The following is a 16,161-nucleotide window of genomic DNA, read 5'->3' on the forward strand; positions in this document are numbered from 1 at the left end:
CTGCGGTAACGTCACTTCCCTCAAGGTTAACGGCACGTCCCATCAAAGATCACGACAAAAAACAGGCAGTCCCTCATGCAGAGGCTGCCTGTTTTCCTGTTGTGCTGCTACGGGATCTCGACTTCTGCTTCCTGTTCAAAGCCAGAGTACAAGACGACCCGTACGGTTACGGTTTGCTCTTTGACATTTTTCAGTGAGATTACAAATTGCTGATCGTCCACCTTGCCGGCATAATGCTCGCCATCCTTGGTGACGGCCTCCACTTTTGCGACAAGCGACGGGTCGAGCAAGTCACCGGTGATGGTGTACTCGCCCTTGCCCTTTTCCGTCACCTCGATCGATTCCGGATCAAACGTCTTCAGCGGAACCGTGACGATCTGCGTTTTGCCCCCCGCCTTCCTCGACTTGATGACGACGTCGATCCGGTCAGGGATTTCACCCTTCCACGTCATCGCGCGATCCAGACTGAAGCTGCGGTCTTTCCCGATCGTCGCGCTGTATGTTTTGGTGCCGAGCTTCACCTGAACGGTGACGCTCTCCTTGGTCAAAAGCGTTCCCGCCACCGTCAGCTTGTAGCGCGAGCTTCCTTTTGCAGGCGGCGTGAATGCAGCCTTCACCGCCGCTTCATCCACGAACTTGACCGGAATCACCTTGACCAAAATTTTGACTTTCTTGCCTTTGTAGGACGCAGTAACAAATGTGGTGCCTTCTGCTTCCGCTGTGATTTCGCCGTCTGTCACGGTGGCGATCTCTTCATCATCGCTCGACCAGACGATTCCATCCTCGATTTCTTTCACCGTCTCATTGCCATAGAACGCCTTGATGGCGACGCTCCCGGACTCTCCTTCACCCAGCACAAGCAGTTGCGGCTCTGCGAGCAGCTCCTGAATCTTGCCCGCTTTTACCGTCACTCGGCAGGTCGCGCTGATTTTGCCGTCAGGCGTGGAAACGGTGATGGTGGTCGTTCCAACGGACAGCGGCACGATTGTGCCGGTGTCGTCAACCGTAGCGACCTCTTGTTTGGAGGACGTCCAGACAAGACCTTTCGTTGAAGCGTGGGCTGGCTCGACGCTCACGTTCAGCTGAACCGGACGATCTCCTTCTTTCAGGGAGATGCTGCGCTTGTCGAGCTTGATGTCCGTAATCGGCGCATCGCCCTGGCTGATGCTGATCGTATACGTTTTTGTCGTGCCGTCTTGCGCGGTGACGACAATCTGCACGTCTGCGCCGCCATCGTTGATCGCGATCGTCTCGCTCGTTCCGCTTGCCACCGCTTTGCCATTCACCATGATCGCCGCTGCCCAATGGGAAGCGATCGGTGTCACGGTAATCCGGGTCACATCGCTGCCAACCTCGACGCTGTACGCTGTCTGGTCTGCGCGGAATTCCGGTTTGAGCGTGCCGCCGGAGATGGACAAGCTGCGCAAATCGGCATCGTTGCTGCTCGGCGGGATCACGATGACCGGAGCGATTCGCAGGGTCAGGGTAGCCGCATCGTTTGAATAGCCGCTGCCGTCGCTTCCCTTCCATGTAAAGCTGGTCGTTCCGCTCGTCTTTGGCGTGAAGGTCAGCTTGCGCAAATCGGTCGCATCGATCTCGTCGTGGAGGCTGACCGCCGTTCCATCCAGCTTCAGCGTTCCGCCTGTCGGCAGCGAGTCGATTTGGACTTTTTGCAAAGCGTCCCCGTCCACATCGTTGAAATGGGTCGTGAAGTCATTGACCGCAAACGTCATGACATTGCCTTCCGAGCCATTTTTGCTGCTGTCGCTCACCGTCGGCAGGTCGTTCACCGAAGCGATGTCAATGGACAGCTCTGCCGCTTTCGTGGCGTAATCGGCGCCATCGTACCCTTTCCATGTGAAGCCGGTCGTTCCATTCCAGTCCGCATCAGGAGCGAACGTCAGCTCATCCAGCTCATTCACATCGATTTGCTGATCCACAGCGACAGGCGTATGGTTCAACAGCAATGTGCCGTGGTTTGGCAGAGAAACGATTTTGACCTTTTGCAGGCTGTCATTCTCCGCGTCGTGATAAACGCCGGTAAAATCAGCTGCCGCAAAAGCAACCGCTGTGTCTTCCATGCCATTTTTGCTGCTGTCATCCATCGTTGGCGGATCGTTGATTGCAGCGATGTTCACGATCACATTTGCCGTCGATGCGGAGTAGTCGATGCCATCGTGCGCTTTCCACACAAAGCTCGTGCTGCCGCTCCATTCGGCATCCGGTATAAAACGCAGCTTGCCGATCTTTGCCGCCGCAATGTCCTGGTTCTCGTTCACAGCCGCTCCGTCGAGTGTCAACGTGCCGTGTGCTGGCAGCATGACGATCTGGATTTTGCTCAAATGATCGCCGTCATCATCTGTGAAGTGCGCGGTGAAGTCGTCTGGCGCAAACGCCAATTCCTTGTCTTCATCGCCGTTCATGGTCACGTCGCTCACTGTCGGAGGATCGTTTTCCGGCGCAATGGTCAGGTCAATCGTCGCGGCATCGGCCGAATACCCTTTGCCGTCCCAGGCTTTCCAGGTGAAGCTGTCTGTTCCGTGCCAGTTGGCTTGCGGCGCATAGCTCAAAGCACCCAGGTCGCTTGCCGCGATAACCTGCCCTGCCGAAACCGGGTTGCCGTCAAGCGTCAGGACGCCATTGGCTGGCAAGCTTTCAATCCGCACTTGGCTCAAGCTGTCGCCATCGACATCCGTGAAATTGTCGTTGAAATTCGCCGGCACAAACGCCAAGACATGATCTTCCTGTCCAGCTACGCGGCTGTTTTTCACAGTCGGCAAATCTTCAACCGGCGCGATGACAAGCGTGAACGTCGCCAGCGTGGAATACGAGTTGCCATCGTAGCCTTTCCACGTAAAGCTCGTGCTGCCGTTCCAGTCGGCATCCGGCACAAAGCTGAGGTGATCCAGGTCGGCCACTGTCAGTTCATCGTTCGCACTGATGGCATGTCCGTCGACATTCAACGCACCGTGCGCTGGCAAGCTTGCGATTTGCACTTTCGCCAACGGTTCGTTCTCGACATCTTGATACTGTAGCGTAAAGTCGGCAGACCCTAACGCCAATGCCGTATCTTCCGTGCCATTTTTGCTGCTGGCCGTCACAGTCGGCGCATCGTTGACAGCGGCAATGGTCAGCTCGATCACCGCCTCATTGAGCGAATACCCTGTGCCGTCATGGCCTTTCCATGCAAAGCTTGTCGTGCCGCTCCAGTTCGTATCAGGCACAAAGACTAGCTTGCCCAAGTCCGCTGCGGCAATCTCTTGCCCGCCTGTCACCAGGGTCGCTTCAAGCTGCAAGCGGCCGGTTGTCGGCAGGGTGACAATCTGGATTTTGCGCAAGTTGTCTTGATCGATGTCGCTGAAGTGCCCGCTGAAATCGGCCAGGGCAAAGGCGACATTCGTATCCTCATCACCTGTCTTGCTGCTGTTGGTAACGGTCGGCAAGTCGTTCGCAGGCGCGATTGCGATGGAAAGCTTCGCTGCTGTAGCTGACTCTCCTTTGCCGTCGCTTCCTTTCCAGGAGAAGCTGGTCTCACCGTTCCAGTCTTTATCCGGGACAAAGTACAGATTCGCCAGCTCGGCGTCTGTCAGCTTCTGATCCACGGTGACATCCGTTCCATTCAGCTGCAGCGTTCCGTGATCCGGCAAGCTGACGATCTGGATGTCATGCAGACTGTCTCCGTCGGCATCGGCAAAATGAGGAGCAAACACGCCGTGCGACAATGGCAACGTCTGGTCTTCCACCCCGTCGGCGATGCCATCCGTCACCGTAGGCAAATCCTCCACCGCGCCGATCGTCAGTGTAAACGCTGCTGCCGCTGCCGAATACGCCTGGCCGTCGTAGCCTTTCCATGTGAAGCTGGTGCTGCCATTCCAGTCCGCATCCGGGACAAACACGAGCTGCCCCAGCTGATTGGCCGCGATGCTCTGGTTGACGCTGACCGCTGCTCCATTCAAATTCAGCGTCCCATGTGCAGGCAAACTGACGATTTGAATGCTGGCCAGCGCTTCCTGCTCCACATCCTGGTACTGCTGTTCAAAATCGTCTTGTGCAAATGGCAATTCCGTATCTTCCGTGCCGTTTTTCGCGCTGTTGCTTACCGTCGGCGGATCATTGACCGCCACGATCGAAAGCGTCAGCGTTGCGGCGGATTGCGAATAGTCGGTGCCGTCAAAGCCTTTCCAATCAAAGCTCGCGGTGCCATACCAATTCGCAGCAGGGACAAATTGCAGCTGGTCCAGTGCGTTTGCCGCAATCTCCTGATCCAGTTTTACGGCTGTGCCGTTCAGCATCAATGTGCCCGCCCCGGCATTCGGCAAACTCACGATTTTGATGCCTGCCAACGCATTCCCGTCGACATCTGCAAACTGCGGCGCAAAATCAGTCACCCCAAATTTCACAGCGGTATCTTCCGTACCGTTCTTCGTGCTGTCCGTCACGGTTGGAAGATCATTGACGGCGCCAATCGTCAGCGTAAATGTCGCTGCATTGGCGGAGTCAAACGTCCCGTCGTTTCCTTTCCACGTAAAGGCGGCAGTCCCGTTCCAGTTGGCCACAGGCTCGAAAACGAGCTGGCCCAAGTCCGCTGCATCGATTTCCTGATTCGCCGCAACCGCCGTCCCGTTCAGCTTCAACGTGCCTGCTGACGCATTGGGCAAGCTCGTCACCTGCACCTTTTTCAGGCTATCGTTTTCCGGATCGGCATAAGCGGCAGTGAAATCAGCTGCACCCAGCAGCAACGGATTGTCCTCTGCGCCGCTCTTGCTGCTGTTGCTGACCGTCGGCGCTTCCGCTACATTTGTCACCTGAATCGTGAAAATCTTGTCATAGTTCGCTCCGCCGGAATCGATTACGCGAATTTGAATGCTGAAGCTGTTCTTTGTTTCAAAATCGAAAACGGCATTCGATTTCAGCTGGTTTCCAGCGATCGCAAAGCTCGCATTATCGCCAAACCCGCTCACCAGCGAATACGTGAACACCGTAGAATCCGGATCTGTCGCGGAAAGCGTTCCGATCAATGTGCCAACGCCCGCATTTTCGGGGAGGCTGGTCTTATCCAGCCCGATGTCGGTCGGAGGCGCATTCGGTATGGCTCTTGTCACGGTCAGCGTATAGTCTGTCTGCTTGGAGCCGTCCTGTGACGTCACTCGAATCGGGATGGTGTTTGCACCAGGATTCAGGGACACATTGCTGCTCGCCGTTCCCCCCGTCACAACCGCATTGTTGCCTTGGACAAGGATCGTGGCATCCGAATCGACTGGCGTCATCGTAAGCGTGATTTGATCTACCGCTGTACCGACGCTTGCCGTATAACTTTTCGTCGCCTGGGCGAATGCCGGCGTCAATGTTCCGGCGCTAATCGTCAAATTGGACAAGTCGCTCATGCCCGACTGCGTTCGCACCACACCGTTTTCGCCGACGTCGACAAAGCGGCTTTGCTCCGGCGCGTATCGCACCGCGTACAAGTTTTGCAAGGTGTTTGACTGCTCATCGGTGCTCCACGTCGTTCCATCCGTCGAGGTGGCCAGGATGCCCCCTGCCCCGACAGCGACGTATTTGTTGTTGCCGTAATCGACCGAATACAGCACCGGGACAGAATCAGGCGACACTGACCACGAGCTGCCATCGGTCGATGTATACGCTTTGCCACTTCCCACCGCGACGAACTTTCCATTGCCGAAGGTTACGCCGTTGATGGGCGAGCTGCCGGAATAAACCTTGGACCACGACTGCCCATCCGTCGATGCGTAAATGTTGCCGGACGTGCTGACCGTCACAAATTGTCCATTGGCGTAAGTCACTGCCGCAAGGAACTTTCCGCTTTCCCCGCTCAAATTCTGAGTAGTCCACGACACTTTATCGCTTGAGGTGAGGATCACGCCATCACTGCCAACGGTAACGTATTTCCCGCCCCCGTACGCGATCCCCCACAAGTTGCTGGCAAAATCGGTTTTCAATGCGGTCCAGCCGGTGTCGGATGCGGCTGTTCCTGAAGGAGATTGAAAAATTTTGCCGCTGCCGACCAGAATCCAGTTTCCCCCGTCATAGACGGCATCGGCCCATTCGTTAAAGCCGCCGTTCGGATGATAAAGGGTCCAGTTCTTTCCGTCCCCTGAAGAGGCGATCGTATTGTTTATGCCGAGCGCAAGCCATTCGCCTGCTCCATAGCGGACACCTTGCAGCATATAGCCCGTGTTGGCGGAAGGACTCAGCCAGGTCGGAGCAGCAGGCGCAGCCAGAGCCGTTTGGCCCGTAACGCCCGCATGAAAAAGAAGCGCAAATAAAGAAAAAATCAAAAAAAAGCGATATACCAGGGGAAGGCAACGTGACCTTCGCAATGAAATCCCTCCATTTTGTTAACTGCATCGAAACCGGCGTGAATCACAGATTATAAAAATCGCTATCCCCTCGGCGGATATATTCCCTTTGTGGCAATGATGAAGGTAAGGCCCAAATACGGCTGCATGTTGTTGTGCGGTTGGCTGCCTCCTACAGTCGGCAGCGCGGAATAATTCATCGGCGCATTGCCGGATGAAGCGTACAACGGCGTTTGCGTCTTGTTGAATTTCCCCTGTACCGGCGGCTGCGCCCACACCGCCCCCTGCGGATTGTTGGTGTTTCCGATTTGTCCAGAGCCATAAGCGATATGGGTATGCACTGGCATCTGTGTGCTTGTCAGGGTAACCGTTCTCGTCCCGCCCTGCTCCCCTTGGGTTCGGTCACTCAGCCCCTGACCTTGCCCATGGTGCATCGGCGCTCGACCGATCAAGTTTGGCAACGCGAATGACGTTTTTCCATCGCCTCCATACGTCGTGCCGAGAACGGCAAACAGCGCGGGATTTTGCGCAATAGACACCAGTTGGCCATCGCAGAGCGCCCAGCCATCTGGCGCGTAATTTCCTGCAAAGATGCGAATTTCGCCGACAAATTGATCCGACATGTTGACTCCTCCTTAATTACGACCTGGAAAAATGCCTTGTAAGGCGATGATAAAATTGATCGTCAAAAACGGCTGCATATTGAGATGGGCTTGCCCCCCCCCAACAGTTGAAACTGCAGCTGGATGCAGTTGCGTAAGCGGATACGGCAACGGATTCGTAGCCGGACTGTAGCAATTCTCCTGAGCTGCCCAGACGTTGTTCGAAGGCGTTATTCCATTCGCTGAAGCCGACGATGCCTTCACTTGGTGAGTATGAACCGGCATTTCTTGAGTGGTAAGCGTGTGAGCCATTTCGCCCCCCGCTTCCCCTAAAACGATCGTCCCGCCGCTTCCCGATCCCCAATGCACAGGTACCCTTCCTTGCAGATTCGGCAAGGCAAACGTTGTTCGTCCATCCCCGCCATACGTGTTACCCAAGATAGAAAACAGCGCCTGATTCTGGATGATTGGCAGAAGCTGGCCATTGCACAAAGCCCAGCCTTTTGGCACAACAATTGAAGAAAACATGCGAATTTCGCCTAAATAAGGTGTCGCCATTTGATTCACGCCTTCCTGTAAGTCATTGAACGAATTACGCGATCAGTTACTATTCGGGTATATCCCGAAAAGAGAGATAATGAAATTAACCGAAAGATACGGCATCATATTATCATGCGGCTGGCTGCCTCCTACCGGATCGATCGCCGACACGTTCATTTGTTGCAGGTTCGCTGTATCCGTCTGGTAGGCAGAGAGCGGCAGTGTCGCCCATAAGCTGCCGGATGGCGAGCTTTGCCCCGCCTTCGTCGACGCGATCGGCGTATGCGTATGCGCCGGAATCTGGCTCACCGTCAGCGTAACGTTTTCTACTCCTCCCATTTGCCCCAACGAATAGTTATCGCCGCCGCCGGAGCCCCAATGAATCGGCACTCTCCCGCGCAAGTCAGGCAAGGCAAACGTCTCTTGCCCGTCCCCGCCATACGTGGTTCTAATCAGGCTAAATAACTCCTCATACTCCGAAATCGGCAGAAGCTGCCCTTCGCACTTCATCCAACCACTCGGGGCAAAAGTCCCCCCAAACATGCGAATTTCACCAATATACGGTTGACTCATCTTTTTTCTCCTCCGCTTGCTAGAATGCCAGCATCATCTCTCGAAATCTATTTTCCTGTTTGCTTGCATAATCACGTACCCTGCCACGCCATTCCGGCATAGACCTCATCCCCGCCCGTGACGAGAAAACCCAGCCTTTCGTAGAGCCGTTTGGCCGGATTGGTTTGCAGCACGCTCAAAAACAGGGGCTTGTCTTCCCGCATTGCCTCCTGTTGCAGCTCCTGCAGCAATCGCGTTCCAATCCCCCTGTTTTGAAAAGCCGGCAAAATGATGAGATCCACCAGCCGAATCTGCTGTTCGGTTCGATAAATCACAATTTTCCCAATTTTATTATCGTCTTCCAAAACGATCTGATGCTCGGCACCCGGGAATTGCTGCTCGTACGATTGCCGCTGCGCATTCCACTGCATGCGCAAAAACATGTCGCGAGTCCCCTCATCCATTCCCCACGCTGCCAACTCCTCAGCGCGTGACGCCGCGTATAGCTGATACAAAAATTCTTCATCTGCCTGGCTGACAAGTATTGTATGTATCATGTCGATCCCTTCTCTATTGAATATGCAATACATGCGTACTGGTATGTATTGCTAGTTTAGAGAGTCTGCTGCAATACGTCAATCATCCAAAGGGGGTATATCGCTACTCCTGAAAAATATGGTATAACATGTGTAGGTTTTCGCACGATCACCTGACGTTCCATTCGAAAGGAGTTTGCAAAATGTTCGAAAAGGTTAGTAGACGCTCATTCCTGAAAACGAGTATGTTTGCTACGTTAACAGGTTTGCTTTGGGGAGATGTGACGGATACGCTCATGGGTACGGGTCGCGCCCAAGCTGCCACCACCCCGACTCCTGTCAATCGGACGGATGTCATCGTGATCGGCGCTGGCATTGCCGGTTTGGCAGCGGCGCACGCGCTGCAGGCAGGAGGACATCAAGTTGTCGTCCTGGAGGCGCGCGACCGAATCGGCGGCCGCATCTGGACGAACCATGATCTCGGCGTCCCGCTCGAACTGGGCGCATCATGGATTCACGGAATCGATTACCGCAGTCCGATTCGCTTTTTGGCGCAAAAATATGAGATGCTGCATGCGGACGGAGCGAGCGCGATCTCCGGTTTTGAACAAGTGTACGCGGACATCGCCAAAGGGCTGGACATCCACCTCAACCAGGTCGTCTATCAGATCCATTACAACGACAGAGGCGTCGCCATCGGGACATACAATGGCATTTATCAGGCGCAGCGCGCTGTCGTCACGCTTCCTCTCGGCGTTCTGCAAAGCGGCCAGGTCGCCTTTCATCCCGAGCTGCCGGAGCGAAAGCAGCAAGCGATCAGCCGCTTGGATGCAGGCAGCCTCAATAAAGTCTACTTGCGCTTCCCGCACGTTTTTTGGGATCAATCGCAAAGCGCCATCTCCCTTGACAGCTCTGCCCGGCATCTCGGCGAGTTTCTGAGCTTGTACAAATATACGAAGCAGCCGGTGCTGCTCGGTTCCTACTCGTCCGCTCCAGGCGATGAAATCGAAGCATGGACCGATGAACAGATCGTTGACCACGCGATGCAATCGCTCCGCAAGCAATACGGGGCACAAATCCCTCACCCTGTAGACGCAAAAATCACGCGCTGGGCATCCGATCCGTATGCTCGCGGCTCCTATACGGCACACACCGGAGCCTCGACGCCGGATGACATGGACATCGTCGCGGAATCGGTGGCAAATCGCCTCTTCTTTGCAGGGGAAGCCACCAACCGGGCGGACTATGCGAGCGTCCACGGCGCCTATCTGTCAGGTGTGCGTGAAGCGGAAAAAATCATGAGTCTGACGTAACGAAAGCCCCTTTCGTCCCGTTTGGGATGAGGGGCATTTTGTTTTTCTAACGCGATCACGATTGACAAAGCGCACGCGAGCCTCTATTATTGAGATCGATAATTATTATCAATGATAATGATTATCAAAATCGTTGATGGGGGTAACGAAACATTATGAAGCTCAAAAAGACGATGGGGAAGCTTCACCTGTGGCTGAGCCTCATTGCCGGCACATTCATTTGCTTGATCGCCTTGAGCGGCAGCGCACTGGTGTTTAAAGACGAGATTAACCGGATGCTGAACGCCGATTTGTACAAGGCAACCCCAGGCTCTGCCGTCTCGTATCAGGCTGCCTTGGAAAGCGTGCTTGCTGCCTATCCACAGGCGGAAATCTCGCGCATCTACAGTCCGAACGAAATGAGTTCGGAAGGCATCTACACGTTTTCCATCAAAGCTGACAGGAAATCGCTGATGGTCTACGTCGATCCTGGCACAGGCCACATCCTCGGGACGCAATCGTCCGCCGATACGCTGACCGGTTGGCTGTCTGATTTCCATGAAAACCTGCTGCTGAAAGAGTACAACGGGAGAACGATTGTCGGGATTATCGCTATTTTTTTCTTTCTTATTTTACTGACCGGCATGTTCATCTGGTTCCCCGGCCTCAAAAACTGGGCGCGCGGCTTTGTCATCCGCCGTACGACCAATCAATACGTGCGTCATTTTGACGTGCACCGTGTCTTCGGCATCTCCTGGGTACCGTTTCTGCTGGTCGTCTCGCTGACAGGCTTCCTTTTCCCGTTTGGCAAAGACATTTTGGGCGCCTTTAATCTGAAGACGAGCACATCGCCGTCCGACAAGGTTCTCGTCGCCAAGCCGCTTCCTGCGGGCTACATACCGCTCGACGACATGATCGCGTCGATCAAAAAAGAAATGCCTGACGCGACGATCACCCAAATCCGGATGCCGAAAAAGGCCGAGGCAGGCAAAAAGGAAGGCGTCATCGAGTTCCGCCTTTCCCATCAGTACGATCCTTCCGCAGCGAGCATCGGCAACGCGCGGGCATGGGTCGAGCCGTATAGCGGAAAGGTGCTCGCCATCACCGACTCTGTAAAAGATACGAGCTTTGCTTCCCTTTACCAAACATGGCTGTTCCCGCTGCACACCGGACGGATCGGCGGACTGGTCACGCAGATTTTGTACGCCATCGGCGGCCTCGTGCCGACGTTGCTGATGGTTACCGGCCTGGTCATGATGCGTCTGAAGCAGTCCAGGAAAAAGAAAAGCGCGGCTTCGCCGGCAGCTCGCAAAGCAGCGCAGCCTGAAAATCTGCCGCAAGCTCAATAAGAGAAACAAAGCCCCCGTCTGTCATCGAAACGCTCGTGACATGACGGAGGCTCTTTTTTTCATTGCGGAACAGGCTCGTCTGCCGATCGCTGGACAACCTGCAACGGCAAAAACCAGTTTCCGCTGATCACCATGCGAATCGTTTGGGCGACACTGCTCGGCCGCAGCGACGTGACGACCACCCCGCGCCTTTTCACCGAGAGCCTGGGGTAGCTGAGCGCCAGAAACGGCGAGAGGACAATGATCTTCGCCTGCTGCCACCGCTGCATCGCCGCTTCTGGCACAATCGCATCCTCACACCCTTCGCCGTCGAACAAAACGACGCCAGGCTCGTCCTCTTCCAGATCCAGACTTCGTTGCAGCTGCTCATAGGAGGCATGTTTCATGATGATGTCTGTCTCTCTTTGCAACAAGGCGCGCATTCCATCGATGAAAAGTTTACGATCGCTGACGACCAGCACAATGACCGTTTCCCGACAAGCAATCTCCTTGTAGCGCACCGCAGAAACAAAATAAGAGCGTGCGCGAGATACCGAACGTTCCATGGACACCATCATCTCCCTTGCTCCCTTATCGTTCCGTTTGCCCCTCCTTCACCAATGCGGACAAATTCATCATGAGCCGTTCCAGCACGCGGAACTGCGTCACAATCTCGTCGATCTGCTTCTGCTGCTCCTCGGCGCTGGCGACGACCTCTTCCACCGATGCTGCCGCCTCTTCCGTAATACCCGCCACAGACGTGATGTCTTTTAAAATCGCGTGGGAGTTGCCTTGAATGGTTTTCACCAGCCCTTCTACTTCCACGCTCTGCTTCCGGACGCTTTCCGTCGTCTCCGAAATCAGCCCGAAAATCGATTCCGTCTTCGTCGCAACCTGCAGCCCCTCGCGGATTTCCGTTTGCCCGACGATGATTTTGTCTGAGACGATGTTGGTTTTAATCTGAATTTCTTCCAAAATGTTCGTGATTTCCTTCGTCGACTTCCGCGAATGATCCGCCAGGCTGCGAATTTCTTCCGCGACGACGGCAAAGCTTTTGCCATGCACACCTGCGCGCGCCGATTCAATGGCGGCGTTTAAAGCCAGCAGATTGGTTTGCTGGCTGATCGTGGTGATCGTTTGCAATATATCATTGATCGAGCGGTTTTTTTCGCGCAGCTCATTCATGAGCAAAACCGTCTCATGCACCAGCACATCCACCTTCGTCATTTGCTGGGACAGCGTAGCGACATGCTGGCTCCCTTCCACCGTCATGATCGCGGTGCTTTGCGAGAGCCGCTTGGTATTTTCGGAGGCTTGGGAGACGACCTGGATCCCTTCATCGATCGCTTCAATCGAATCGCGCACCTCATTGACATTGTTCGCTTGCGCCTCGATCCCGGCGGCAATCTCCTGGAATGCCTGGAAAAGCTCCCTGGAAATGTGCCCTGTCGCCGTGACGTTTTGCTTCAAGGCGCCGCGAAACTGGTCAAGCTCAGCCGCCGTAAGATTCACCTTGTGCAGAACACTTTCGGTCTGCCGCTTGGCCGCTTGGGCATTGTCCGCCGATAGCACCGACTCTTTCCGCAGCCTTTCGCCGATCTTGTTTTGCACGAGCAAAAGCACGATGACGAGCAACAGCATTTCATTGTAAATGAACAGCTCTTTCGGATCATGCGGCGCGAACATGCCCGGCAGTGTCACATAGTCGACGTTCACCAGCCCAAGATTGATCAAACCGGACACGATGATAAGGCGTGAATCCAGATAAAGGGACAATAAGGCCAAACTGTAATAAATCATGGTGTGGGCAGAAGGCTCCGGGTGCGTGATGCCCACCAAATAAGTCAGCGCGCCCAGTGCGAGCGCGAAAATGTATTTGGTCTGGGAAACAAGCCACCTTTTGAACACCAGCAGGGCCAAAAGCAGGATCGTGCCGCCGCCGATCGAGGCGACCAGCAGATTGAGCGACGCTTCCAAACCAGAGAAATAATTGCCGACGATCCCCGACAAAACGGTGGCGGCATACAGCGTCAACAAAAGCTTGTTTCTTTCATACAACGTATGCTTCATGTGCATCTCCTCTCGGATGGTGGTAATCGAATCAATTTTGATTGTATTTCGCGCGGTTTACAGCATCCTTACACTTCCAGACCATTTTCTTACACGCTATAATGACACTACAATCCTTCTTCATGATGCGTGGTGACCTTCAAGCGATGAACATCCTGGAATCCAAACTGAACATCCCTGAATTACCGCCTGTCCTGAATCGGGACAGCCTGTTCGCGCAGCTCGATCGTTCGTTGGGGCGCTCGCTGGTCTGTATCACGGGCGGAAGCGGATACGGCAAAACAACGCTGCTCGCCAGCTATGTCCGCGCAAAAGAACTGCCCACCTTGTGGTATCAGCTCACATCTGAAGACAATGAGTCCCTGCCTTTTCTCCGATACATGTTGGCAGGATTGCAAAAGGCTGCAGCCCATGCCGAGGTTGTCCCCCAGCTCGCGAATAACCGTCCGGACGCGATGCTCGATGAGCTGCTGAAGGCGCTTGCGTCGTGGGCTTCTCCCCTGGCGATCGTGCTCGATGACTACCATTTCATCGATTCGTGCGACGAAATCAAAGACATCATCATGAAGCTGATCCGCTTCTCCTCTGCGCACGTCACGGTCATGATCAGCAGCAGAGTCCGCCCCTCGCTTCCCTTATTGCAATTGAAAGTGCAAAACCGGCTGCTGGAAATCTCGATGGATCAACTGGCGTTTACCCGCGAGGAAGTCGGTGCCTATTTCACAACGGTGCGCGGCATGAGCCTGATGGAGCACGAGCACGATCTGCTGCTGCAAAAAACAAGCGGATGGGCTGTCTTGCTGCCGCTGATCCATGAAGTGATTCGCGAAAAAAGCTATGAGGAACGCAAACAGCTTTGGCGCGGAATCTCTCCGCCCGAAGAAGTGTTTGAATATATCGGTGGAGAAGTCATCCGCTCCCTCCCGGATGCCACGCAGGAATTTTTGTTCAAGGCAAGCCTGCTGCAGGAGCTTGACCCCGAGGTGCTGCTCCACTACATCGAGAGTACCAATACCGGACCGATCATCGGAACGCTTTTGAAAGACCATCTGTTCGTCTATAAAACACCGGCGGGAACCTACCAGTTCTATCCCATCGTCCGTGCCTATCTGTATGAGCGGCTGCTCAAGCAATTCGGGAAAAAGGCCGTCTGCGACCTTCACGCCCAAGTAGCGCATGTCTACGAGAAGAAGTATCAGTATTTTCATGCATTTTCCCACTATATCTCCGGCCGACGGTTCGCGCTTGCGGCGCAGCTTTTGCGGAAAATGACCGAACTGTATACCCCTGAACGATTTTTGCTGCTCCTCAACGGCTCGATCGATACGCTATGTCCGACATTTCCAACCGTCACGTTCAATCTCTTTTTTTGCCGCTGCATCCCGATCCCCATCTTGCGCACGTTCATCGGCCCACTTGAGGATAACATTGCGGCGCTTTCACAAAGCAGTCTGTCCGCCCCGCTGACCTATCTGCAAAACCGTCTGGGACTGATCTTGTTTTACAGCGGAGAGATGGAGGAAGCGAAGCGGCATTTTCGCGATTCGCTGGATGGCAGCGAGAAGCTGCACGACCAGGACCTGGTGTCGCTCAATTACTCCTGTTTGGCACAGTGCTGCCGGTTCACCGGCGATTTCGCCCAAGGCCTGGAATATGCGCGGCTGGCGCTGACCAACTCGGAAGCATACGGGACCTTCAACAATTTGACGCACACGTTTTGGGTGATGGCCGAGCTGCTTTTGGAGCAGCAGGAATTTGACAAAGCCGAGCGGCTCCTGGAGGAAATGGTGCGGTTTTCGGAGGAATACGAGGACGTCGGAGCACGGGTTTACCCGTTGATCTCCATCGGCAAATTATACCGGCTGCAAGGAAACTACGAGCAAGCCCGCACATGGATGATGCAAGGCTTGGAGCAGGCGCAGAAATCCAGCCTCGACACCGATTTGGGCTGGGCGCTCATGGAGCTTTCCCTCACATATTTGGCGGAAGCCGACTACGCCGAGGCGGAAACATGCATGCAAAAAGCAGCCGCGCATTTCCGCAATTACGGCCACTTTCAGCAGATCACGGCAAGCCATCTGGCAGCGATCACCGCGCTCAGGCGCGATGCGAAACGAGCTGCCGAGCCAATTCTGCCGGAAGCGGGAGTGAAAGCGAACGACGCCCTCACCGTGCATGTGCTCGGCAGCTTCCAGATGAAGCTCGGAGACAAGCCGATTTCGCTCCAGCGGAAGGCAAGCCTGCGGCTGTTTCACTATTTGCTCATCCATTACGGCAAAAAGGTGCCTCAGGATCTCCTGCTGGAGGAATTGTTCACGGACGGTGACTACCAATCGAAAAAAAACCGCTTTTTCGTATCGCTCTCGACACTGCGAAAAGCGTTGGAGCCAACCTCGCAATCGGGCAGAGAATCGCGGTATATCCTGCAGGCCAAAGACTCCTATTATTTGAATATGGAGGAGATCGACCTTGATTTGGCTCGCTATTCCCAGCTGATCGCACAGCACGGGGCGACCGGCGAAGAGCGATTGCAAAAGCTGCAGCAAGCAGCCGCCCTGTACCGCGGCGATCTGCTTGCCGAATACCCGTACGAATCGTTCATCGAACCTGCGCGCGAACGGCTCAGGCACAGCTATCTGCAAGTCCTGCTGGAACTGGCCGAGCACCACTGGAAGCAGATGCAGTTTACCGCAGGCATCGATTATTTCGAACGGATGCTGGCGTGCGATCCGTATGCGGAACAGATTCACTACCGCTATATCTCCCTGCTGCTGCAAGCCGGGTTCGTCAAAAATGCCCGGAGCGCTGCGCTCAAGCTGGAAAAAAGCCTCGGCGAAGACTGGTCGCTCGCGGCCAAAGCCAAGGTGGAAGCGATCTTTCGCGAGCATGGCGGGTGAAATGCAAGAAAAAATAACGGCAGGCAA

Annotated in this window: 10 protein-coding genes; 3 read left to right on the forward strand and 7 right to left on the reverse strand. The window is 54.7% G+C overall.

Features of this window, described 5'->3' with window-relative positions:
- Window positions 1-107: 107 nt before the first annotated feature.
- The 5 genes from ACTID9_RS25805 to ACTID9_RS25825 all read right to left on the reverse strand — a co-directional run bounded on the left by ACTID9_RS25805 (window position 108) and on the right by ACTID9_RS25825 (window position 8,568).
- Complete coding sequence (locus ACTID9_RS25805) at window positions 108-6,296, reverse strand: tandem-95 repeat protein (protein WP_441068051.1); 6,189 nt, start codon at window positions 6,294-6,296, stop codon at window positions 108-110.
- Between the two features lie 104 nt (window positions 6,297-6,400).
- On the reverse strand, window positions 6,401-6,940 hold the full coding sequence (locus ACTID9_RS25810) for a phage tail protein (RefSeq protein ID WP_441068053.1): 540 nt from the start codon (window positions 6,938-6,940) through the stop codon (window positions 6,401-6,403).
- 12 nt (window positions 6,941-6,952) lie between these two features.
- On the reverse strand, window positions 6,953-7,477 hold the full coding sequence (locus ACTID9_RS25815) for a phage tail protein (RefSeq protein ID WP_441068055.1): 525 nt from the start codon (window positions 7,475-7,477) through the stop codon (window positions 6,953-6,955).
- Between the two features lie 42 nt (window positions 7,478-7,519).
- A complete protein-coding gene (locus tag ACTID9_RS25820; protein ID WP_441068057.1) occupies window positions 7,520-8,032 on the reverse strand; it encodes a phage tail protein in 513 nt (170 codons plus the stop codon).
- A gap of 71 nt (window positions 8,033-8,103) precedes the next feature.
- Window positions 8,104-8,568 (reverse strand): GNAT family N-acetyltransferase, encoded by a 465-nt coding sequence (locus tag ACTID9_RS25825; protein ID WP_441068059.1) that lies wholly within the window; start codon window positions 8,566-8,568, stop codon window positions 8,104-8,106.
- A 182-nt stretch (window positions 8,569-8,750) separates the two neighbouring features.
- Here ACTID9_RS25825 and ACTID9_RS25830 point away from each other — a divergent pair, with 182 nt between their 5' ends.
- Both ACTID9_RS25830 and ACTID9_RS25835 read left to right on the forward strand, forming a co-directional pair.
- Window positions 8,751-9,860 carry a flavin monoamine oxidase family protein gene (locus ACTID9_RS25830; protein ID WP_441068061.1) on the forward strand — a complete coding sequence of 370 codons (1,110 nt, stop codon included), beginning with the start codon at window positions 8,751-8,753 and terminating at the stop codon, window positions 9,858-9,860.
- A 155-nt stretch (window positions 9,861-10,015) separates the two neighbouring features.
- Window positions 10,016-11,188: a PepSY-associated TM helix domain-containing protein gene (locus ACTID9_RS25835; RefSeq protein WP_441068063.1), complete on the forward strand. Its 1,173-nt coding sequence runs from the start codon at window positions 10,016-10,018 to the stop codon at window positions 11,186-11,188.
- A gap of 59 nt (window positions 11,189-11,247) precedes the next feature.
- Here ACTID9_RS25835 and ACTID9_RS25840 read toward each other — a convergent pair whose 3' ends face one another.
- Both ACTID9_RS25840 and ACTID9_RS25845 read right to left on the reverse strand, forming a co-directional pair.
- The gene (locus ACTID9_RS25840) at window positions 11,248-11,733 is read right to left on the reverse strand and encodes a hypothetical protein (RefSeq protein ID WP_441068065.1); all 486 of its coding nucleotides are present in this window, start codon (window positions 11,731-11,733) and stop codon (window positions 11,248-11,250) included.
- A 25-nt stretch (window positions 11,734-11,758) separates the two neighbouring features.
- Complete coding sequence (locus ACTID9_RS25845) at window positions 11,759-13,237, reverse strand: methyl-accepting chemotaxis protein (protein ID WP_441068067.1); 1,479 nt, start codon at window positions 13,235-13,237, stop codon at window positions 11,759-11,761.
- A 146-nt stretch (window positions 13,238-13,383) separates the two neighbouring features.
- Here ACTID9_RS25845 and ACTID9_RS25850 point away from each other — a divergent pair, with 146 nt between their 5' ends.
- A complete protein-coding gene (locus ACTID9_RS25850; RefSeq protein WP_441068069.1) occupies window positions 13,384-16,134 on the forward strand; it encodes a tetratricopeptide repeat protein in 2,751 nt (916 codons plus the stop codon).
- The last annotated feature ends 27 nt before the right edge of the window (window positions 16,135-16,161 follow it).

This window comes from Brevibacillus fluminis (genome assembly GCF_052072235.1).
Lineage (GTDB): Bacteria > Bacillota > Bacilli > Brevibacillales > Brevibacillaceae > Brevibacillus_D > Brevibacillus_D fluminis_A.